The organism is Bradyrhizobium sp. CW1 (genome assembly GCF_023100665.1).
Lineage (GTDB): Bacteria > Pseudomonadota > Alphaproteobacteria > Rhizobiales > Xanthobacteraceae > Bradyrhizobium > Bradyrhizobium canariense_D.
This window is the reverse complement of record NZ_CP064684.1, coordinates 7635103-7655540: the sequence shown is the minus strand read 5'-3', so window position 1 is coordinate 7655540 and position 20438 is coordinate 7635103. Positions and strand designations below refer to the sequence as shown.

Below are 20438 nucleotides of genomic sequence, written 5' to 3'. Positions count from 1 at the left end.
GAAGCGCTTTTGATTAGAGTCTGATATGGCGCGAGACCAGATCGATATGACGCCGCTGCAATCGCGCGACGAACTCGTCGCGTGGTTCGAGGCTGGTTGCAAGGACCCGTCCGAATTCCGCATGGGCACCGAGCACGAGAAGACGCCGTTCACGCTCGAAGGCCACCGTCCGGTGCCCTACGAGGGCGCGCGCGGTATCGGCGCGCTGCTCGAAGGCATGAAACTCCTGCTCGGCTGGGAGCCGATCATGGAGAAGGGCAACATCATCGGCCTCTACGACGTCACTGGCGGCGGCGCGATCTCGCTCGAGCCTGGCGGGCAGTTCGAACTCTCGGGTGCCCCCGTCGAGAACGTGCACCAGACCCAGAGTGAGCTGATGGCGCATCTGGCGCAGGTGCGCGAGATCGCAACGCCGCTCGGCATCGGCTTCCTCGGCCTCGGCATGACGCCGTCCTGGTCGCGCGCCGACATCCCGGTGATGCCCAAGGGCCGCTACAAGATCATGACCAATTACATGCCGAAGGTCGGCCAGTACGGCCTCGACATGATGTACCGGACCTGCACGGTACAGACCAATCTCGACTTCTCCTCCGAAGCGGACATGGTCAAGAAGCTGCGTGTCTCGCTCGCGCTCCAGCCGGCCGCAACCGCCTTGTTCGCCAATTCGCCGTTTACCGAGGGCAAGCCAAACGGCTTTCTCTCCTTCCGGTCCGAGATCTGGCGCGACACCGACAACGCGCGCGCCGGCATGATGCCGTGGGCATTCGAGGACGGCATGGGCTTCGAGCGCTATGTCGACTACGCGCTCGACGTGCCCATGTATTTCGTCAAGCGCGACGAGGACTACATCGACGTCTCGGGCTCCTCGTTCCGCGCCTTCTTCGATGGCCGCAACAACAATTTGCCCGGGGAACGCCCGACGCTGTCGGACTGGGCCAACCATCTTTCGACGATTTTCCCGGAGGTGCGGCTCAAGCGCTATCTCGAGATGCGCGGCTCCGACGGTGGCCCGTGGGGCCGTCTGCCGGCGCTATCGGCGTTCTGGGCCGGGTTGCTCTACGACGATGTGTCGCTGGATGCCGCCTGGGACCTCGTGAAGCACTGGACCGCGCATGAGCGTCAGGCGCTGCGCGACGACGTGCCACGCTTCGGGTTCAAGTCGCGAATCAAGGACCGCTATCTGTTCGAGATCGCCAAGGAGTGCCTCGTTCTGGCGCATGCCGGCTTGCGCCGGCGCGGCCGGATCGACCAGCTTGGCCGCGACGAGACCAGGCATCTGGAGCCGCTCGATCGCATTATCGATTCCGGCCGCACGCCGGCTGAGGAGATGCTCGACAAGTTCAACGGTCCCTGGAACCGCTCGGTGGAACCGGCCTACGCGGAATACGCGTTCTAGACCCAAGGCAAAACGATCGGACTCGGGCCGTTCATCGCCCGTACAGGTTTGCGGCGATCAAATGGCCAGCTGAAAAACCCGAGCGTCGTCAATAACTCGAAAGCTGTTCCGATGGGGAAGGGCCGCCTGGCCGTCATGGCAAGCGTCCTGGCAGGCGTCGTAGCCTGCGCCGCGTTGCTTTCGCTCGTGTTTGCGAGCTGGCCTGCGCGCGCCCAGACGGCGTTCGACCGGCCAGGCGGAGATTATTTCAGCTCTCCGGTCACGTCGGGCGATCCCGAGGATTGCGCGCTGCTGTGCGAGCGCGACCGCCGTTGCCGCTCGTGGAGCTTCAACTATCCTGACATCGAAGGCGGCTCGGCGGTGTGCTGGCTGAAGAACACGGTGCCTGCGCGCGTGCCGGGAAGCTGCTGCATCTCCGGCGTGCGCGGCGCCGGTGTGATCGAGCCGCGTGTCGAAGGCGTGGAGACCTCCATCGACCGCCCCGGCGGCGATTTGCGCAATTTCGAGATGAAGGACGGCGAAGGCGAAGAAGCCTGCAAGGCCGTCTGCACCGCCGACAACAAATGCCGCGCCTTCACCTATGCCCGCCCGGGCTACACGGGACGCGAAGCGCGCTGTTTCCTGAAAAAGGAGATCAAGCCGCCGCGGCGGAAGGCGGGATTCACGTCGGGCGTGGTGAGATAGCTCGGATCATTCCGGCGCAATCACCGTAAGCTCGGGCCACAACGCCCTCCATCTCGCGGCCTTTACCGCGTAATTCGCTGCGGAGAAATTCGGGCTTGGATTGGGGCGTGCAATCAAGCCCGCCACGTCATCGAAGCCGTGCGGCGCATAAACGTGGAAACCGTCGTCCGAGCGCCGCACGCCCACTTGCGTGTTCTGTGTGAGGAAACGGTCGATACCGTCAGTCGAGCACGACAGCGGCGGATAGGGCAGGCCGTGCTTGGCCGGGTACCACAGATGCACGCGTGCCTGGTTGCGGGTCTCGATCTTGACGCCGAGATGATCGAGGCGCGCTTGCAGCTTGCGGATCACGACGTCCTCCGCGTCCCAGGAGGTGTCAGGGTCGAAGTAGAAGACGTCGTAATCGGCAATGCCGTAATCGATCGCACGGCCGGTGAGCACGTTCCAAACCGATTGCACGAGACATCCCGAGACCAGCCACGCATCGGGCAGCGCGAGCTGGTGGAGCTCATCGAGAATCGCGACGTTAATCGGGTTCTTTAGCGCCAGCGCGAGGAAGCGGGCCTCATCCATGACAGTCGTCACGCGCTCACGCGTGCATCATAATCCGCTCGCGCCGCCTTCGAAGCCAGCGCGCGCCAACGCCGCCGCAGCAGCGACTCCACGATCGCGCGCTTTGCCTTGGACAGGCGGATCAGCACTATCGGATAATCGGCGTAGTGATCGGTGAAGTAGAAGATTTTTGGCTGGCTCTCGACCAGCATCGCGCGCTCGTCGACCGGGACGTCCGGCATCACCAGGCTGTCGCCATCTTCCTTCAGACGCGCCAGCATCTTCTTGCGCACCTTTAGTGCGGGCGTGCCGTAGGAGGTACCGTCCTCGACCTCCGGCCACGTCAGTGCGAATTTTCTGACGTCGTCGAAGGTCATGAGATCGGTTCAATGCACGGCGGTGAAAAACCGCGCCATGCGAAATCCGGACAGCCAGGTCCACACCGGCTGGCCCCGGATACCGAGATCCCAGGATCCGAGCACGGCGTCTGCGCGGCCGACCAGATTGTCGATCGGCAACATGCCGACGCCGCCGGAGCGCAAGGGCACGCGGCTGTCGGCGGAATTGTCGCGGTTGTCGCCGAGCACGAAGAGATGGCCTGCCGGCACCGTCACTTCCTGCGTGTTGTCGAGCGGACCGTTGTCACGCATCTTGAAGATCAGATGCGAGACGCCGTTCGGCAGCGTCTCGACATAGCGATAGGCGGGTTCGCTGCCGCCATTGTCGTCCTCGGCGGCACCAACGCCGTCCGGCTTCAACTCGGCGGGGCGATCGTTGACGAAGAGCTGGCCCTGGCGCAGCTGGATGCGGTCGCCGGGCAGGCCCACGACGCGCTTGACCCAGGCCTGCGAGCGGTCGCCGGGCCAGCGGAAGACCACGACGTCGCCCTGCTTCGGCGTTTCCGCGAAGACGCGGCCGCTCTCGGGCAGGTTGATCTGGATCGGCAGCGACGAGGTGCCGTAGCCGTAGGGGAATTTCGAGGCGATCAAGGCGTCGCCGATCAACAGCGTCGGCTCCATCGAGCCCGACGGCACGTAGAACGGCTCGGCCAGCGCACCCTTGGCGATGAACACCGCCGCGACGATGCCGGCGAGCTGCACCAGCTGGCCGCCCCAGCCGCTGCTCTTCCGCTTGGTGGTGACAGTTATCTTCTCGACGCTCATCCGCCTGTTCCACCCACCGTAATGCGTTCCATCAACAGCGACGGCTGGCCGACGCCGACCGGCACGCCCTGACCGTTCTTGCCGCAGGTGCCGATGCCGGTATCGAGCGCGAGGTCGTTGCCGATCATGCGGATGCGATGCAGGTCGGTCGGCCCGTTGCCGATCAGCATGGCGCCCTTCAGGGGCGCACCGATCTTGCCGTTCTCGATCTTGTAAGCCTCGGTGCACTGAAACACGTATTTGCCCGAGGTGATATCCACCTGGCCGCCGCCGAAATTCGCGGCGAAGACGCCGTTCTTCACCGACGCGAGGATCTCGGCCGGATCGCGGTCGCCCGCCAGCATGTAGGTGTTGGTCATGCGCGGCATCGGCACGTGGGCATAGCCCTGGCGGCGGCCGTTGCCGGTCGGCTTCATGTTCATCAGGCGGGCGTTCTGACGGTCCTGCATGTAGCCGACCAGGACGCCGTCCTCGATCAGCACGGTGCGGTTGGTCGGCGTTCCCTCATCGTCGATCGACAGCGAGCCGCGGCGCGAGGCAATCGTGCCGTCGTCGACCACGGTCACGCCCTTGGCCGCGACCTGCTGGCCCATCAGGCCGGCAAACGCGGACGTCTTCTTGCGGTTGAAGTCACCTTCGAGGCCATGGCCAACCGCCTCATGCAGCATCACGCCGGGCCAGCCGGCCCCGAGCACGACGTCCATCTCGCCGGCGGGGGCGGGAATCGATTCCAGGTTGACCAGAGCCTCACGCAACGCGCCGTCGGCGGCGTCGCGCCAGTTCTTGCTTTCGATGAATTCGGCGTAGCCGGCGCGGCCGCCATAGCCCTTGCTGCCGCTCTCCTGGCGGTCGCCCTGACCGGCGACGACGGAGACGTTGACGCGCACGAGCGGGCGGATGTCGCGATAGCTCTCGCCGTCGGGCCGCAGGATCTCGACCACCTGCCAGGTCGCGCCCAGGCTGACGCTGACCTGCCGCACCCGCGGATCCTTGTCGCGCAGATAAGCGTCGATCTCGGCGAGCAGTTTGACCTTGGTCTCGAAGCCGGGGGCATCGAGCGGATTGTCGTCACTATAAAGCCGCACGTTGGTATGCGCAGGAGGCGCGGCGAAGCTGCCGGAATAACCGCCGCGCACGGCCGCGACCGCGTCCGCAGCGCGAATCAGCGCCGGCAGCGACACGTCGGAGGAATGCGCGTAGCCGACGGCGTCGTCCTTGACGGCGCGCAGGCCAAAACCCTGCGAGGTATCGTAGGTCGCCTGCTTCAGCCGGCCATTGTCGAACATCAGCGCTTCGGTCTGGCTGTATTCCAGGAACAATTCGCCGTCGTCGGCACCGGCAAGCCCGCGCGCGAGCTCGTTGCGAACCTGATCGCGGTCGAGATTGGCGCGGTCGAGCAGGGAGGTTGTGGCAGGGTTGGTCATGCGTCCGTCCATTATCGGGGGATGTGAGGCAAGATAATGGTTTCCCGGCACTTCCGCGAGGGCGCCAAGTCTCACATTACGGAAACAATAGGATTCGCGGGCCTAACCGCCCTTCGCACTACGGCAGCTTGTCATAGCCCTCGCCGAGCCCGTTCAGGCTGAGCGGGAAGCCGATGCCTTCTTCCGGGGTCTCGAAGATGATGAAGGTCGCGGTCTTGGCAGTGCGGAGCTGGCCGAGCAGCTTGTCGTCCATGACGACCTCGGCGACGCAGCCATTGGGCAGGCAGCGGACAAAGCCGGCACGGCCTACGTCCTGGTTGTCGAGCTTGAGGCCGAGGCCGGAGGGCAGGAGAACGCCGAGGGGGGCGACCACCCGCATCAGGCGGCTCTTCTGGTCGGCGGTCTTGAGAACGATCACGGTCAGGCCGGCGTTGGAGCGGTCTTCGGCCACCACGCTCTGGATCAGGGCGCATTGCTCGGACTGGGCGCCCGGCGGGGTGTCGCAGCGGATCTGCCAGTCGCCATGGACGGAGCGCACCGCGCCCTGCGCATGGGCGAGGCCCGGAAGCGCCAGGACGACGACCGCCGCCAGCAGAGCGGCCAGCATCGTGAGGCTGCCAGCCTGGCTTTTAGCCCGCCTTGCCATGGATCTCGAAAACCCCATCGGGTCGGTCCCTCTGCTCGCCTGGGTCGCTCGCGTCAGGCGGACTGATACGGGAATGACGGCGTCTTGAAGGCGATTCGCAAGCAAATTCCACGCCGCCCCGGCCGCAATCGCCCGCACGAATCAGGTTCCTGTGCGGCTGTGCGCCAAGTGCCTACCGCGGGCAATTCCGCTGTCAAGCGGCAGCATCCCGGGAAATGGTATTTTTGTCTGATGTTACTAGGAAATATCTTGCGGGTGATGGCTGACAGACGAGGCTCAAGACTGCATTGCGATAGATCAAGAATTATGGTTTGAGAGGCTTGATTTCGGCGTTCTAGCGATCTGGCCCCAATTCCTCTTAGAGGTATTCTTGCGCGGCGGTTTGTCAGACGGGGGGATCGAATAAAGCGTTTCCCGAAAATAGGGGAATGCACTTGGGGTGATTTCGTTAGGGGAGCGCGAACGGCATGAAGATGTCGATGGGCCCGGTGGGCCGGCACTTGCTGGGATTGGCCGTGGCGGGTCTGACGCTGGCGACGGGCGGTGCGGCATTTGCCGGGCTGGGGCAGCCGGCTGCGTGGGAGTGGACGCTTCAGCAGTCCGGGTCCCCGGTGATGGACAACATCGTCTGGTTCCATAATTTCCTGTTCGTGCTGATCACGCTGATCACGCTGTTCGTTCTGGCGCTGCTCGTGATCGTTGTCGTGAAGTTCAACGCGAGAGCCAATCCGGTGCCGTCGCGGACCACGCACAACACGCTGATCGAGGTGGCGTGGACGCTCGTGCCGGTGTTGATCCTGGTCGGCATTTCGGTGCCGTCGTTCCGCCTCCTGTTCCTCGAGCTCGACGTGCCGAAGGCGGATCTGACCATCAAGGCGACCGGCAAGCAGTGGTACTGGTCCTACGCCTATCCTGATAACGGCAAGTTCGAGTTCGACTCGCTGATGGCCCAGGACAAGCAGCCCCGTCTGCTGGGCGTCGACAATGAGATGGTGGTGCCCGTCAACAAGGTGGTTCGGGTTCAGGTGACCGGGGCCGACGTGATTCATGCCTTTGCGCTGCCGGCCTTCGGCGTCAAGATCGACGCCATTCCGGGCCGGCTCAACGAAACCTGGTTCAAGGCCACCAAGACCGGCATGTTCTACGGCCAGTGCTCGGAATTGTGCGGCAAGGACCACGCCTTCATGCCGATCGCGATCCGTGTGGTGAGCGACCAGGAGTTCGCCTCCTGGGTCGAGACCGCGAAGAAGAAATATGCGAGCGGCGGCACCAGCACCTACGCCTCCACGGCCGGCCCGACGCAGTGAGCGCCGGGCGCAGGGTTCGAGGAAACTGAAGGCGACATAAGGCGGGACCTCCAGAGGTCCGATCGGGACGCAAGGCAGGATTAGAAAATGGCAACGAGCGCAGCGGCACACGGCGATCACGCGCAAGACCACGGACATGACGAGCACGCCCATCCGACCGGATGGCGGCGCTACGTCTATTCGACCAACCACAAGGACATCGGCACGATGTACCTGATCTTCGCGGTCATCGCCGGCGTCATCGGCGCCGCGATGTCGATCGCGATCCGTGCCGAGCTGATGTATCCGGGCGTGCAGATCTTCCACGAGACGCACACCTACAATGTGTTCGTGACCTCCCATGGTCTGATCATGATCTTCTTCATGGTCATGCCCGCGATGATTGGCGGCTTCGGCAACTGGTTCGTGCCGCTCATGATCGGCGCGCCCGACATGGCGTTCCCGCGCATGAACAACATCTCGTTCTGGCTGCTGCCGGCCTCGTTCGCGCTGTTGCTGATGTCGACCTTCGTCGAGGGCGAGCCGGGCGCCAACGGCGTCGGCGCCGGCTGGACCATGTACGCGCCGCTGTCGAGCTCGGGCCATCCGGGCCCGGCGGTGGACTTCGCGATCCTGTCGCTGCATCTGGCGGGCGCTTCCTCGATCCTGGGCGCCATCAATTTCATCACCACGATCTTCAACATGCGCGCGCCGGGCATGACCCTGCACAAGATGCCGCTGTTTGTGTGGTCGATCCTGGTGACGGTGTTCCTGCTGCTGTTGTCGCTGCCGGTGCTCGCCGGTGCGATCACGATGCTGCTCACTGACCGCAATTTCGGCACGACGTTCTTCAATCCGGAAGGCGGCGGCGATCCCGTGCTGTTCCAGCATCTGTTCTGGTTCTTCGGTCACCCCGAAGTGTACATCCTGATCCTGCCCGCCTTCGGCATGGTCAGCCAGATCGTCTCGACCTTCTCGCGCAAGCCCGTGTTCGGCTATCTCGGCATGGCCTACGCCATGGTCGCGATCGGCGGCATCGGCTTCGTGGTGTGGGCGCACCACATGTACACGGTCGGCATGTCCTCGGCGACGCAGGCCTATTTCGTCGCCGCCACGATGGTCATCGCGGTCCCGACCGGCGTGAAGATCTTCTCGTGGATCGCCACGATGTGGGGCGGCTCGATCGAGTTCCGCGCGCCGATGATCTGGGCGGTGGGATTCATCTTCCTGTTCACCGTCGGCGGCGTCACCGGCGTGGTGCTGGCGAATGCCGGCGTCGACCGCGTGCTCCAGGAGACCTACTACGTGGTCGCGCACTTCCACTACGTGCTGTCGCTCGGTGCGGTGTTCGGAATCTTCGCCGGCTGGTACTACTGGTTCCCGAAGATGTCCGGCTACATGTACAATGAAGGGCTCGCCAAGGCGCACTTCTGGGTCACCTTCATCGGCGTGAACCTGGTGTTCTTCCCGCAGCACTTCCTCGGTCTGTCGGGCATGCCTCGCCGCTATGTCGATTATCCCGACGCGTTCGCGGGCTGGAACCTGGTCTCGTCGGTCGGCTCCTATATCTCCGGCTTCGGCGTGCTGATCTTCCTCTACTGCGTGATCGACGCCTTCGCGAAGAAGGTGCCGGCTGGCGACAATCCGTGGGGTGCAGGTGCGACCACGCTGGAATGGACGCTGCCCTCGCCGCCGCCCTTCCACCAGTTCGAAGTGCTGCCCCGCGTGCAGTAAGCCAATGCTCGCGGCGCCCGTGACGGGCGCCGCGGCTCGACAACCAAGCGAGTCAGTCTAGTGTCCGTCCTCGACCACAACGCCATCGACATCAATCCCCGCATCTCCGAAGCGGAGGTTGGCGATTACATCGCGCTCCTGAAGCCGCGGGTGATGTCGCTGGTGATCTTCACCGCGCTGGTCGGAATGGCGATGGCGCCCGGGCATTTCCACCCGGTGCTGGCCATCACCTCGCTGCTCTGCATCGCGGTCGGCGCCGGCGCGTCCGGCGCGCTCAACATGGCGCTCGAAGGCGACATCGATGCCAAGATGTCGCGCACGGCGAACCGGCCGATTCCGCGCGGCCGCATCACCCGTCCCGAGGCGATGACCTTCGGCATGACGCTCGCCTTCTTCTCGGTGATGACGCTCGGCATCCTGGTCAACTGGATCGCGGGCGCGCTGCTCGCCTTCACCATCTTCTTCTACGTCGTGATCTACACAATCGGCCTGAAGCGCTGGACCGCGCAGAACATCGTGATCGGCGGTGCCGCCGGCGCACTGCCGCCGGTGGTGGCCTGGGCCGCGGTCACAGGCACGGTCGACGTCGAGCCGCTACTGCTGTTCGCCATCATCTTCTTCTGGACGCCGCCGCACTTCTGGGCGCTGGCGCTGTTCCGCTCCGACGATTACGCGCGCGCCGGCATTCCGATGCTGCCCAACGTCGCCGGCCCCGACGCGACCCGGCTTCAGATCCTGCTCTACACCATCGTGCTGATCGCGGTCGCGGCCGCGCCCTGGGCGCTCGGCTACTTCGACGCCATCTACGGCATCGTCTCGCTGATCCTCGGCGCCGGCATGCTGGGGTTCGCCATCAACGTCTATGTCCGTCGCGAGCGCAGCCAATCGCTGCGGGCGACCCGCAAGCTGTTCGCGTTCTCCATCCTTTATCTGTTCGCGCTGTTTGCGACCTTGCTGGCCGAGGTCGTGTTCCGGGCGCTTGCGCCGATGGTAGGGGGCGCATGATCACAGGGATGGCCGACAAACCCGAGATAGACGGAATCGTCCTCACCGAGGCGCAGAAGAAGAGCCGTCGTCAGCGCTCGATCGCGATCGCACTCGCGCTCGGCGTGCTCGTAGTGCTGTTCTTCGCCGTGACCATGGTCAAGGGGCCGGCCGTGCTCGTCCGGCCGATGTAGGAAACATGGATCAGAAGCCGACCATATCGCGGGATCAGAGCCGGACGGCCACCAAGGGGCGCAGGCCTGCCAGGGGGCTTGGCCGCGACGTGGTGGTCGCCTCGATCTGCGGCGGCGTGGTCGCGCTGATGGTCGGCGCCTCCTACGCGGCGGTGCCGTTCTACAATTGGTTCTGCCGCGCCACCGGCTTCAACGGCACGACCCAGGTCGCGACCTCGGCGCCGGCCAGCGGCCCGATCGCACGCAAGATCGCGGTGCGCTTCGATTCCAACGTCGCGCCCGGCCTGCCCTGGAAGTTCGAGCCCGAGCAGAGCGAGATCGAGGTCAATATCGGCCAGGTCGTGACCGTCTTCTACACGGTGACCAACCAGGCCGCGCGGACCACCGCAGGCCAGGCCGCCTACAATGTCGCGCCGCTGACGGTCGGATCCTATTTCCAGAAGATCAACTGCTTCTGCTTCACCGAGCAGACCATGGCGCCGGGCGAGAAGCGCGAGATGCCGGTCGTATTCTATGTCGATCCGTCGATTGCCGACGACCACGAGAACGACGGTCTCAACACGATCACGCTGTCCTACACGTTCTATCCGGTGAAGGATCCGGTGGTGAAGCCGCTCGCGGCCAGCGAAGACGACAAACGCAAGGGAAATCTCTGATCTCCGGACTCACGCGCCGGGGTTGGAATAAGGGGATAAGTGCCTGACAGGCACGGGATTGAGGAGCGAGACCGCAAATGGCAACGGCGCACACCAAGCATCACGACTACCATCTGGTCGATCCCTCGCCATGGCCCGTCGTCGGCTCCATCTCCGCCTTCATCATGGCGGTCGGCGCGATCACCTGGATGCACCACATGTTCTCGGCTGCGCCGATCATCTTCGGTGTCGGCACCGTCGGTGTGCTCTACACCATGGCGAGCTGGTGGGGCGACGTGATCAGGGAAGCCCAGTACAAGGGCGACCACACCCGCGTCGTGCAGCTGCATCACCGCTACGGCATGATCCTGTTCATCGCCTCGGAGGTGATGTTCTTCGTCGCCTGGTTCTGGGCCTATTTCAACGCGGCGCTATTCCCGGCCGACGCCGTCCACGCTACCCGCGATGCGGTGTTCGGCTGTGGTCTCGGGACCGCGGCCGGCGCCTGCACCGTGCCGGGCACCTGGCCGCCGCACGGCATCGAGACCTTCGATCCCTGGCATCTGCCGCTCCTGAACACGCTGATCCTGCTCACCTCCGGCACCACGGTGACCTGGGCCCACCATGCGCTGCTCGAGAACGATCGCCAGGGCCTGAAATATGGCCTGATCCTCACCGTCGTGCTCGGCGCGCTCTTCACCTGCGTGCAGGCCTATGAGTACAGCCACGCGGCATTCTCCTTCGGCGGCAACGTCTACGGCGCGACCTTCTTCATGGCGACCGGCTTCCACGGTTTCCATGTGCTGGTCGGCACCATCTTCCTGCTGGTGTGCCTGTTCCGCGCCTATGCCGGCCACTTCACGCCGACCCAGCATCTCGGTTTCGAGTTCGCCGCCTGGTACTGGCATTTCGTCGACGTGGTCTGGCTGTTCCTGTTCCTCTGCATCTATGTCTGGGGACACGGCGCCGAGACCATGGCTCACGGCGCGCACTGAGCGGGCTGGCTTCGGATCGAGAAAGGGCGGCCCCGGGCCGCCCTTTTGCTTTTTTGCGCGCAGGGGTTTCGGCAGAAACTGTGATAGACCTTTTGCCATGAACGAAGCCGCCGATACGTCCGAGCCGCAAGCCACCGTCCTGCAAAGCGCGCTGCGCGGGCTTGCCTGCAAATGCCCGCGCTGCGGCCAGGGCAAGCTCTATGCAGGCTTCCTGACGCTTGCGCCTTGCTGCGAGCGTTGCGGCCTCGACTACGCCTTCATCGATTCCGGTGACGGTCCGGCGATCTTCATCATCATGCTGGCCGGCGCGATCGTCGTCGGCTGCGCGCTCGTCATCGAGGTCAAGTACCAGCCGCCGTACTGGCTGCACGCGGTGCTGTGGCTGCCGCTGATCCTTGCGACTACCCTGCTGCCGTTGCGCGCGATGAAGTCGCTGCTGATCGCACTGCAATTCCACCATAAGGCGGCGCCGGGCCGGCTGGTCGACCGCGCGAAATGAACGAGACCGCGCGCAAGCCCCGCGTGGCCGGCTTCGCGCTGTTTACGCTTTTCCTGACCGCGGTCTGCGTCACGCTCGGCGTCTGGCAATTGCAGCGCCGCATCGCCAAGCACGAGCTGATCGCCGCACTGACCGAGCGCCTCGCGGAGGCACCGGTCACTCTGCCGCCGCCGGCACGATGGGCCGCGCTAAGTCCCGCGCGCGATGAATTCCGCCGTGTCAGCTTTACCGCGACCTACGCGCCGTTGCCCGATGCGATGGTCTATTCCTCCGGATCCGCCGTGCGTAAGGACGCGTCGGGCCCCGGCACCTGGGCCTTCCTGCCGGCGCGGCTGCCGAGCGGCGAGACGGTGGTGATCGATGCGGGCTTCGTCGAAAACACCATGCAGGATCGCAGCGTCGAGGATCGCGCGGTCAGGAAGCTCGTCACCGGGCAGGCGGTCTCGTTCACCGGCTATCTGCGCTTCCCCGAGGCACCGGGCTGGCTGACCCCGGCGGAGAACCGCGGCAAGCGGCTGTGGTTCGTGCGCGATCACGTGGCGATCGCGAGCGCGCTGGGCTGGGGCGCGGTTGCGCCGTTCTATGTCGACCTCGAGCAGCCGGCGCCCGAGAATGGCATTCCGCGGCCGGGGCCGCTCGACGTCCATCTCAAGGACGATCACCTGCAATACGCCATCACCTGGTTCACCCTTGCAGGCGCCGTGCTCATCGCCTTCGCCGTGTGGGCAAGAGGGCGGCGGCGGGGCTGAGCTCCGTAGATCCACTTAGGGAACCCGGTATCGCCCGGGGTTTACCATTCAGCGCACATTCACGAGTGTGGTCCTAAGCCGCCAGTAATTTTCCGCGGCAGACAGGATTGCAGCGTGAGTGATTTCGACCAGATGGGAATTGTCGTCGATTGGGTGGATGCCTGCAGGAAGGGCGACCTCGCGACGCTCCTCGACCTCTATGCGGATGACGCCCAGGTCGAATGCACGTGCAACGGCACGCAGCGCTATCGCGGCCGGAGCGAGCTCGAAGCCTATTGGCAGCCGCGGCTCAGCGCTTTCTCGTCGGCCGGTTTCGGGTTGGAGGAAATCCATCCTGCACCCCACGGCGTCGATCTCGAATATTCCGTCGCCGGCGCGCTGCGCATTCGCGCCTCGTTTTGTTTCAGCCCCGACGGCAAGATCCGCACCACGCTGTGCGAGCCGGCGCGACAGAACGCGCAGCTTGGCTGTGCGTGCTAGAGTTTCCGTTCTGATTAATCAGAGCCGAACACCAGATTCTGTTTTGGCGTTTTCTTCACGCGAACCGGTATCCACTTCGCTCGAAAGCGCTTCAATCGCTGACCGGCGCCTCGCGTGCCGGTTCGGCGGGAAGGCGGCAGCGCACATAGGTTCTGTCGTCCACGCGCAGCAGTGACAGCGATCCGCTGAGTGCGCGCACGCGCTCATGCATGCCGGTCAGGCCGCGGCCGAACAGATTCCCTTCGGGAAAGCCGCCGCCGTCGTCGGAAATCTCGATGACGACCGTCTCGCCGGCGAAGGTCGCCTGCACATGGGCATGGCTGGCGCCGGCATGACGCAGCACGTTGGTCAGCGCCTCCTGAATCACGCGATAGACGGTTTGAGCCAGCGGCCCGTCGATCGCGTTGAGATTCGGATCGACCGCGTCCGTCAGGTCGATAGACGGCGCCTGCTTGCGAAAATTTCGGAGCAGCGTCTGCACACTGGTCTCCAGACCCAATTCCTCGATGTAGAGCGGTCGCAACCGGTCGAGGATGCGGCGGTTGGTCTGCTGGAGCGCCTCGACCGATTGCAACACCTCCTGCGCCGAACTGCTGAGATTTCCCGCCGGGGGCGAGGCATCGACCAATGCGATGGTGCCGACGCGGATGCCGAACAGCAGCGGACCGAGTTCGTCGTGCAGTTCGCGCGCGAGATCGCGCCGCTCGTCGTCCTGGAGCGAGACCAGGCGGTGCAGCAGGTCGCGATTGTCCTGGCTCAACTGCACCAGCGTTTCGGCCAGCGCATTGGCCTCCTCGCAGCTTTGCCGGATTTCCGGCGGTCCCCCGACCGAGATCGGTGTTGCGTAGTCGCCGCGTCGTAGCCGCGTGAGGCCTGCGCCAAGATCCTGCAGTGGTCGCAGGGCTGATCCCGCAAACACATAGGCGACGACCCCTGTCAGCCCGGTCAGCGCGACGACGAAGCCGGCCAAGGCGAGGAAGCCCACCCAGGTCTCGAACAGCGCTGCGGACAGGTCCGGCACAAACACGATGTCGCCGAAATGCTCGCCGTTGAGGGATACCGGAAATGCGATGTGCAAGTCCGGAATGGAAAGGAGACTGACGAACCATTTTGGTGGGCCATGCGAACCTTGCAGGCCCCTCGACGCAAAGGGAGGAGCAACCGCTCCTGCAGGAAGGAATTGAATATCTGAGGACTCGTCCAGCATCCGCACGAAGTCATCCAGGGTCCTTCGCGGATGGTCGGATGAACGCAGAGCGTTGTTGAGGGCCTCGGCCACGGCTTTGGTCGATCGTTGGGCCGGCTGGTTCTCCTCGGCGAGCTGACCGGTCGTGAAGACGTGCAGCAGGACGCCGCCCATGATCAGCGCCGCCATGAACAGCAGGCCGAGCGGCAGAAACAATTGTGTACTGAAGGACAGCCGTTGCCACATTAGGTCAATTCTAACGCGCATCAGGGGATTTTGCTCTTTCCATTTGTTCCCGTCGGTTTATGAATCGAAAAACTAGAGAGTTACAATGCAAGATACTGCCAAGCCGGCGACCCGCGTCCTGATTGTCGACGACCATCCCGTGGTGTTGTCCGGTTGCCGCACCCTGTTCTCCTCCGACCATTCGATCCGGATCGACGAGGCGACCGACGCCAAATCCGGGCATCGCGCCTATGTCAGCAGGCGGCCCGACGTCACTGTGATCGACATCAGCCTGCCCGACGTCTCCGGCTTTGAACTGATGCGGCGCATTCGCAAGGACGATCCCGACGCCAAGATCATCATGTTCAGCATGAACGATGATCCAGCCTTCGTGGTGCGGGCGGTCGAGCTCGGGGCCCAGGGCTACGTCTCCAAGGGCGACGATCCCCGGATCCTGCTCAAGGCGGTGCGCAAGGTGGTTGCGGGCGACAATTTCATCTCACCGCAGCTCGCGGAAGCCGTGACGTTTTCCGGCGCGGCGATCAAGGCCAATCCAGCCTCGCAGATGACGCCGCGGGAGCTCGAGATTCTTCGCCTGTTGGGGCGAGGCGACAAGATCGTCGAGGTCGCCGAGGCGCTCGGCATCTCCTACAAGACCGTCGCCAACACCACCTCTCTGCTCAAGCAGAAGCTCGGTGCCAAGAACCATTCCGACCTGATCCGGATCGCGGTGGAAATCGGGATGAACTGACGCCTCAGGGCACCGAACCGGCTGCACCAGGATGCTGCCGGTTCGGCGGGCGGACCGGTCTCGGCGCTCAGCCGGGCAATGCATGGATAGCGCCGACACCATCCGCCGACACAATGAGCGCAGCCGTCGTTCGTTCCCGAACTGTGCTGTCGTTCGGGATATAATGGTAATGCGTGACGCCAAGCTGCTGGCGAACGTTTGCCCGCGCCGAAACGTGTCGGGAAAAACAGGAACATTTTCTCACACATTCCGTTTTGTCCCTTGACGATATCGTGACAGCCGACGAAAGCTTGCGCGAACAGTTTTTGCGGGTCGGTGACCCCAAGACGCCAAACCGGTCTGCACACAACGACAGACCTTCCAAGAGAGGGCTGCGGCATTGCCGCAGCCCTTTTCGTTGGCAGCGCTTTTCGTTGGCAGCCTTTTTCCTTGGACGGCCCCAGGCGCGAAGCGGTTTCCTGATGCCGCAAAACACTTTATGGTGGCCCAAAGCCTCTGGCTGTTAACAAGTAATTTCGTAAAATCAAAGGCTTGCGGACCGAGTCCAGGCTCGGCCGGCCTTTGGAGGGCAGTTTGACTCGTTATATCTCGACCCGGGGCGAGGCCCCCGAACTCGGCTTCTGCGACGTGATGCTGACCGGGCTCGCTCGCGACGGCGGCCTGTATGTGCCGGCCACCTTGCCGCAACTCTCGCCTGACGCCATCGCCGGCTTTTTCGGGCGTCCCTATTGGGAGGTCGCGGTCGAGGTGATCCGCCCTTTCGTCGCCGGCGAGATCTCGGACGCCGAGCTCGGCCGTATGGCGAACGAGGCCTACGCCACCTTCCGCCATCCGGCGGTGGTGCCGCTGCGCCAGATGGCGCCGCACCAGTTCGTGCTGGAGCTGTTCCACGGCCCGACGCTCGCCTTTAAGGACGTGGCGATGCAGCTGATCTCGCGGCTGATGGACCACGTGCTCGCCCAGCGCGGCCAGCGCACCACCATCGTGGTCGCGACCTCGGGCGACACCGGCGGTGCTGCGGTCGACGCGTTCGCAGGACTCGAAAATGTCGATCTCATCGTGCTGTTCCCGCATGGCCGCATCTCCGAGGTGCAGCGGCGAATGATGACGACGACGGGCGCGGCCAACGTCCATGCGCTTGCCGTCGAGGGCAATTTCGACGATTGCCAGGCCCTCGTGAAGGCGATGTTCAACAACCATCGCTTCCGCGATGCGACGTCGCTGTCCGGCGTCAATTCCATCAATTGGGCGCGCATCGTCGCCCAAGTGGTCTACTATTTCACCTCCGCCGTTGCCGCCGGTGCACCCGCGCGCGCGGTGGACTTCGTCGTGCCGACCGGCAATTTCGGCGACATCTTCGCCGGCTATGTCGCCAAGCGCATGGGTCTTCCGGTGCGGACCCTGGGCATCGCCGCCAACGTCAACGACATCCTGGCGCGCACGCTGAAGACCGGGATCTACGAGGTGCGCGAGGTCCACGCGACGGCTTCGCCGTCGATGGACATTCAGATCTCCTCGAATTTCGAGCGGCTGCTGTTCGAGGCTGGCGGGCGCGATGCCGCCGGCGTGCGCCGTCTGATGGATTCACTGAAGCAATCGGGACGCTTCGTGCTGCCCGATGCGACGCTGGCCGCGATCCGCGAGGGGTTCGACGCAGGCCGGGCCGACGAGACCGAGACCGCGGCCGCGATCCGCGCCGCCTGGCGCGAGGCCGGCGAGCTGGTCGATCCCCACACCGCGGTCGCGCTTGCGGTCGCCGACCGCGACACCACGGACAGGACGGTTCCCAGCATCGTGCTGTCCACCGCCCATCCGGCCAAATTCCCCGATGCGGTCGAAGCGGCCTGCGGCCAGCGGCCGCAACTGCCGGCCTGGCTCGATGGTCTGATGACCAAATCCGAACACATGAAGGTGATGAAGAACGACCAGACCGAGGTCGAGCGGTTCGTGCTGTCGGTCAGCCGCGCCGCGAAACAGGGAGTTGCCGGATGAGCGTCGAGATTTCCAAGCTTGCGTCCGGCCTCACTGTCGTCACCGACAAGATGCCTCATCTCGAGACCGCGGCGCTCGGCGTCTGGGCCGGCGTCGGCGGGCGCGACGAGAAGCCCAACGAGCACGGCATCTCGCATCTTCTGGAACATATGGCATTCAAGGGCACGACGAAGCGCTCCTCGCGCGAGATCGTCGAGGAGATCGAGGCGGTCGGCGGCGACCTCAATGCCGGCACCTCGACCGAGACCACGTCCTATTATGCGCGGGTGCTGAAGGCCGACGTGCCGCTCGCACTCGACGTGCTCGCCGACATCCTGGCCAATCCCGCCTTCGAGCCCGACGAACTCGAGCGCGAGAAGAACGTCATCGTGCAGGAGATCGGCGCGGCGCAGGACACGCCTGACGACGTCGTGTTCGAGCATCTCAACGAGCTCTGCTATCCCGACCAGCCGATGGGCCGCTCGCTGCTCGGCACTGCGAAGACCTTGCGTGCCTTCAGCCGCGACTCGCTGCGCGACTATCTGTCGACGCACTACCGCGGCCCTGACATGGTGGTGGCGGCCGCCGGCGCGGTCGATCACAAGCAGGTGGTCGCCGAGGTCGAGCAGCGCTTTGCCAGTTTTGAGGGGACAGCGGGTCCCAAGCCGCAACCCGCACAATTCGGCAAGGGCGGCACCAAGGTGGTGCATCGCGAGCTCGAGCAGGCGCATCTGACCTTGGCCCTGGAGGGCGTGCCGCAGACCGATCTGTCGCTGTTCTCGCTCCAGGTCTTTACCAACATCCTCGGCGGCGGGATGTCGTCGCGGCTGTTCCAGGAGGTGCGCGAGAAGCGCGGCCTCTGTTACTCAATCTACTCGTTCCATGCCCCCTATACCGACACCGGCTTCTTCGGCCTCTACACCGGCACCGATCCGGCCGATGCGCCCGAGATGATGGAGGTCGTGGTCGACATCATGAATGATTCGGTCGAGACCCTGACCGAGGTCGAGATCGCGCGGGCCAAGGCGCAAATGAAGGCGGGGCTGCTGATGGCGCTGGAGAGCTGCTCGTCCCGCGCCGAGCAACTCGCCCGGCATGTGCTGGCCTATGGCCGGCCCCAGACCGCCGAGGAGCTGGTGGCCCGGATCGACGCCGTCAGCGTCGAATCGACCCGGGATGCGGCGCGTGCGCTGCTTTCGCGCAGCCGCCCTGCGGTTGTCGCATTGGGCAGTGGCAGGGGTCTGGACACGGCGGTGTCTTTTGCGGAAGGATTGACCCGGGCACGCGCCAAGGCGCGGCTGCATTAGGAGCCGCGCACGGGTTGATCCGCCCCGGGAAGCATCACCATGGCCCTCTTTCGCCTGCCATCCAGTGGACCCGCCGCTCTCGCGCCGCGCGGCAACGGCCTGTTGCTACGCGCGCCTCAGATGTCGGACTTCCTGCAATGGGCCCATCTGCGCGAGTCCAGCCGCGATTACCTGACCCCCTGGGAGCCGATCTGGCCGTCGGATGATCTCACCCGCTCCGGTTTCCGCCGCCGCCTGCGCCGCTATTCCGAGGACATCGCCGCGGACCGGTCCTATCCCTTTCTGATCTTCCGGGAGCTCGACGGCGCCATGGTCGGCGGCATCACGCTCGCCAATGTCCGCCGCGGCATCGTCCAGGCCGGCACCATCGGCTATTGGGTCGGCAAGCCCCACGCCCAGCGCGGCTACATGACGGCCGCGCTGCGGGTGCTGCTGCCGACGCTGTTCGGGGAGCTCAATCTGCACCGGGTCGAGGCCGCTTGCATCCCGACCAATGCGCCCTCGATCCGGGTGCTGGAGAAGTGCGGTTTCTCCCGCGAGGGGCTGGCGCGCCGGTATCTCTGCATCAACGGGGTCTGGCAGGACCATTTGCTGTTCGGCCTGCTGCACGAGGATTTCCGCGGCTGAGCCCGTTGATTGATGCGGCCAAAGTCTCCTTGTTTGCTGCCTTGGGTTCGCCGGTTTTGACGATATAACGGCGCAACCCGGCCGGTGATCGGTCGGGATGTCGTCAGGAGTATGGGTGTTGATGGTGCAGGAGCTTCGGTCATCGCGGAATGCGTTGCGGCGGGGGGCGGCGGTCGCGCTGGCGTTGTCAGTTGCGCTCGTCTCCATCTCGCCGGTCGCGGCGCAGTCGCTGACCGATCGATTCAAGGGCCTGTTCGGCGGCAAGTCGGACGAGCCGGCCCAACCCAAGCCGGCGCCTGCGCCGGGCCAGCCGGCGGCTGATGACGATCTTGATTGCCCGCAGGTCACGGTGCGTGCCGGAGCCTCCACCTACGCGGTCGGTGCCACCGGGAAGCCGGCCGTCGGCAACGAGATCCGCTTCCAGGCCACCATCACCAAGATGGCGCGCGAATGCGCCCGCAATGGCGGCGATATCACGGCCCGGATCGGCATCCAGGGCCGCGTCATTGCCGGACCCGCCGGCGCGCCTGCGAGCGTCGAGGTGCCGCTGCGCGTCGCCGTGGTGCAGGGCGGCGTCGGCGAGAAGGTGATCGCTTCCAAGGCCTACCGGACCACGGTCGGAATGTCGGAGGGCGGCAGCGTGCCGTTCACCTTCGTGGCCGAGGATCTGGTCTACCCGATGCCTTCGGCCAAGGACGCCGATAGCTACATCTTCTATGTCGGCTTCGATCCGCAGGCGCTGTCGCCCGAGCCGAAGGCGCGGGCGAAGAAGAAGTAACCACGTCAAGATAGTCGTCATGCCCCGCGAAGGCGGGGCATCCAGTACGCCGCGGCTTCTCGATCTATCAGGGCTGTCTCTGGAATACTGGATCGCCCGCCTTCGCGGGCGATGACATCAGATTTGCCGATGCAGTGCCCGACAAACAAAAAAGCCGGCGCTGATCGCGCCG

General features: G+C 64.6%; 22 protein-coding genes. 16 read left to right on the top strand and 6 right to left on the bottom strand.

The features are described 5' to 3' along the window. Positions 1-25: 25 nt before the first annotated feature. Both IVB54_RS36660 and IVB54_RS36655 read left to right on the top strand, forming a co-directional pair. A complete protein-coding gene (locus IVB54_RS36660; RefSeq protein ID WP_018460014.1) occupies positions 26-1396 on the top strand; it encodes a glutamate--cysteine ligase in 1371 nt (456 codons plus the stop codon). Between the two features lie 111 nt (positions 1397-1507). After that, complete coding sequence (locus IVB54_RS36655) at positions 1508-2080, top strand: PAN domain-containing protein (protein ID WP_018460013.1); 573 nt, start codon at positions 1508-1510, stop codon at positions 2078-2080. Between the two features lie 6 nt (positions 2081-2086). Here IVB54_RS36655 and IVB54_RS36650 read toward each other — a convergent pair whose 3' ends face one another. The 5 genes from IVB54_RS36650 to IVB54_RS36630 all read right to left on the bottom strand — a co-directional run bounded on the left by IVB54_RS36650 (position 2087) and on the right by IVB54_RS36630 (position 5883). Beyond that, complete coding sequence (locus tag IVB54_RS36650; protein ID WP_018460012.1) at positions 2087-2653, bottom strand: nucleotidyltransferase family protein; 567 nt, start codon at positions 2651-2653, stop codon at positions 2087-2089. 8 nt (positions 2654-2661) lie between these two features. After that, positions 2662-3009, bottom strand: a complete 348-nt coding sequence (locus IVB54_RS36645; RefSeq protein WP_018460011.1) for an MmcQ/YjbR family DNA-binding protein — start codon at positions 3007-3009, stop codon at positions 2662-2664. A 9-nt stretch (positions 3010-3018) separates the two neighbouring features. Continuing rightward, complete coding sequence (gene lepB, locus IVB54_RS36640; protein ID WP_018460010.1) at positions 3019-3795, bottom strand: signal peptidase I; 777 nt, start codon at positions 3793-3795, stop codon at positions 3019-3021. After that, a complete protein-coding gene (gene tldD / locus IVB54_RS36635; RefSeq protein WP_026233924.1) occupies positions 3792-5219 on the bottom strand; it encodes a metalloprotease TldD in 1428 nt (475 codons plus the stop codon). The genes lepB and tldD overlap by 4 nt, the downstream gene beginning before the upstream one ends. Before the next feature lie 118 nt (positions 5220-5337). Next, positions 5338-5883, bottom strand: a complete 546-nt coding sequence (locus tag IVB54_RS36630) for an invasion associated locus B family protein (protein WP_026233923.1) — start codon at positions 5881-5883, stop codon at positions 5338-5340. A 449-nt stretch (positions 5884-6332) separates the two neighbouring features. Between IVB54_RS36630 and coxB the strand changes: the two genes are divergently transcribed. From coxB to IVB54_RS36585, 9 genes are all read left to right on the top strand, one after another. Next, positions 6333-7172: a cytochrome c oxidase subunit II gene (gene coxB, locus IVB54_RS36625; protein ID WP_247776975.1), complete on the top strand. Its 840-nt coding sequence runs from the start codon at positions 6333-6335 to the stop codon at positions 7170-7172. Between the two features lie 87 nt (positions 7173-7259). After that, a complete protein-coding gene (ctaD, locus tag IVB54_RS36620) occupies positions 7260-8885 on the top strand; it encodes a cytochrome c oxidase subunit I (protein WP_007605061.1) in 1626 nt (541 codons plus the stop codon). A gap of 60 nt (positions 8886-8945) precedes the next feature. Next, complete coding sequence (locus IVB54_RS36615) at positions 8946-9890, top strand: heme o synthase (protein ID WP_018460006.1); 945 nt, start codon at positions 8946-8948, stop codon at positions 9888-9890. Next, on the top strand, positions 9887-10063 hold the full coding sequence (locus tag IVB54_RS36610) for a hypothetical protein (protein WP_026233922.1): 177 nt from the start codon (positions 9887-9889) through the stop codon (positions 10061-10063). The genes IVB54_RS36615 and IVB54_RS36610 overlap by 4 nt, the downstream gene beginning before the upstream one ends. Before the next feature lie 5 nt (positions 10064-10068). After that, a complete protein-coding gene (locus IVB54_RS36605; RefSeq protein WP_018460004.1) occupies positions 10069-10719 on the top strand; it encodes a cytochrome c oxidase assembly protein in 651 nt (216 codons plus the stop codon). A gap of 77 nt (positions 10720-10796) precedes the next feature. Continuing rightward, positions 10797-11693, top strand: a complete 897-nt coding sequence (locus IVB54_RS36600; protein ID WP_018460003.1) for a cytochrome c oxidase subunit 3 — start codon at positions 10797-10799, stop codon at positions 11691-11693. Positions 11694-11790: 97 nt separating this feature from the next. After that, positions 11791-12192: a DUF983 domain-containing protein gene (locus IVB54_RS36595; protein ID WP_018460002.1), complete on the top strand. Its 402-nt coding sequence runs from the start codon at positions 11791-11793 to the stop codon at positions 12190-12192. Beyond that, positions 12189-12941 (top strand): SURF1 family protein, encoded by a 753-nt coding sequence (locus IVB54_RS36590; protein WP_018460001.1) that lies wholly within the window; start codon positions 12189-12191, stop codon positions 12939-12941. The genes IVB54_RS36595 and IVB54_RS36590 overlap by 4 nt, the downstream gene beginning before the upstream one ends. A gap of 114 nt (positions 12942-13055) precedes the next feature. Then, positions 13056-13421: a nuclear transport factor 2 family protein gene (locus IVB54_RS36585; RefSeq protein ID WP_026233921.1), complete on the top strand. Its 366-nt coding sequence runs from the start codon at positions 13056-13058 to the stop codon at positions 13419-13421. Positions 13422-13512: 91 nt separating this feature from the next. Here IVB54_RS36585 and IVB54_RS36580 read toward each other — a convergent pair whose 3' ends face one another. Then, the gene (locus tag IVB54_RS36580; protein ID WP_018459999.1) at positions 13513-14853 is read right to left on the bottom strand and encodes a histidine kinase; all 1341 of its coding nucleotides are present in this window, start codon (positions 14851-14853) and stop codon (positions 13513-13515) included. A gap of 85 nt (positions 14854-14938) precedes the next feature. Between IVB54_RS36580 and IVB54_RS36575 the strand changes: the two genes are divergently transcribed. From IVB54_RS36575 to IVB54_RS36555, 5 genes are all read left to right on the top strand, one after another. Then, a complete protein-coding gene (locus IVB54_RS36575) occupies positions 14939-15583 on the top strand; it encodes a response regulator transcription factor (RefSeq protein WP_018459998.1) in 645 nt (214 codons plus the stop codon). A 573-nt stretch (positions 15584-16156) separates the two neighbouring features. Continuing rightward, a complete protein-coding gene (gene thrC / locus IVB54_RS36570; protein WP_247776974.1) occupies positions 16157-17575 on the top strand; it encodes a threonine synthase in 1419 nt (472 codons plus the stop codon). After that, the gene (locus IVB54_RS36565) at positions 17572-18861 is read left to right on the top strand and encodes a pitrilysin family protein (protein ID WP_007599446.1); all 1290 of its coding nucleotides are present in this window, start codon (positions 17572-17574) and stop codon (positions 18859-18861) included. The genes thrC and IVB54_RS36565 overlap by 4 nt, the downstream gene beginning before the upstream one ends. 39 nt (positions 18862-18900) lie before the next feature. After that, positions 18901-19488 carry a GNAT family protein gene (locus IVB54_RS36560; RefSeq protein ID WP_007599447.1) on the top strand — a complete coding sequence of 196 codons (588 nt, stop codon included), beginning with the start codon at positions 18901-18903 and terminating at the stop codon, positions 19486-19488. Positions 19489-19609: 121 nt separating this feature from the next. After that, entirely contained in the window at positions 19610-20266 is a 657-nt protein-coding gene (locus IVB54_RS36555; RefSeq protein WP_018459996.1) for a hypothetical protein, read from the top strand. Positions 20267-20438 lie beyond the last annotated feature (172 nt).

Coding starts and splice junctions, on each gene's coding strand:
- IVB54_RS36595 (WP_018460002.1), top strand. CDS start 11,791: ATGAACGAAGCCGCCGATACGTCCGAGCCGCAAGCCACCGTCCTGCAA.
- IVB54_RS36590 (WP_018460001.1), top strand. CDS start 12,189: ATGAACGAGACCGCGCGCAAGCCCCGCGTGGCCGGCTTCGCGCTGTTT.
- IVB54_RS36610 (WP_026233922.1), top strand. CDS start 9,887: ATGATCACAGGGATGGCCGACAAACCCGAGATAGACGGAATCGTCCTC.
- tldD (WP_026233924.1), bottom strand. CDS start 5,219: ATGACCAACCCTGCCACAACCTCCCTGCTCGACCGCGCCAATCTCGAC.
- IVB54_RS36605 (WP_018460004.1), top strand. CDS start 10,069: ATGGATCAGAAGCCGACCATATCGCGGGATCAGAGCCGGACGGCCACC.
- IVB54_RS36555 (WP_018459996.1), top strand. CDS start 19,610: ATGGTGCAGGAGCTTCGGTCATCGCGGAATGCGTTGCGGCGGGGGGCG.
- ctaD (WP_007605061.1), top strand. CDS start 7,260: ATGGCAACGAGCGCAGCGGCACACGGCGATCACGCGCAAGACCACGGA.
- IVB54_RS36560 (WP_007599447.1), top strand. CDS start 18,901: ATGGCCCTCTTTCGCCTGCCATCCAGTGGACCCGCCGCTCTCGCGCCG.
- IVB54_RS36630 (WP_026233923.1), bottom strand. CDS start 5,883: ATGGGGTTTTCGAGATCCATGGCAAGGCGGGCTAAAAGCCAGGCTGGC.
- IVB54_RS36650 (WP_018460012.1), bottom strand. CDS start 2,653: ATGGATGAGGCCCGCTTCCTCGCGCTGGCGCTAAAGAACCCGATTAAC.
- IVB54_RS36575 (WP_018459998.1), top strand. CDS start 14,939: ATGCAAGATACTGCCAAGCCGGCGACCCGCGTCCTGATTGTCGACGAC.
- IVB54_RS36660 (WP_018460014.1), top strand. CDS start 26: ATGGCGCGAGACCAGATCGATATGACGCCGCTGCAATCGCGCGACGAA.
- IVB54_RS36600 (WP_018460003.1), top strand. CDS start 10,797: ATGGCAACGGCGCACACCAAGCATCACGACTACCATCTGGTCGATCCC.
- coxB (WP_247776975.1), top strand. CDS start 6,333: ATGAAGATGTCGATGGGCCCGGTGGGCCGGCACTTGCTGGGATTGGCC.
- IVB54_RS36645 (WP_018460011.1), bottom strand. CDS start 3,009: ATGACCTTCGACGACGTCAGAAAATTCGCACTGACGTGGCCGGAGGTC.
- IVB54_RS36565 (WP_007599446.1), top strand. CDS start 17,572: ATGAGCGTCGAGATTTCCAAGCTTGCGTCCGGCCTCACTGTCGTCACC.
- lepB (WP_018460010.1), bottom strand. CDS start 3,795: ATGAGCGTCGAGAAGATAACTGTCACCACCAAGCGGAAGAGCAGCGGC.
- IVB54_RS36655 (WP_018460013.1), top strand. CDS start 1,508: ATGGGGAAGGGCCGCCTGGCCGTCATGGCAAGCGTCCTGGCAGGCGTC.
- IVB54_RS36580 (WP_018459999.1), bottom strand. CDS start 14,853: ATGTGGCAACGGCTGTCCTTCAGTACACAATTGTTTCTGCCGCTCGGC.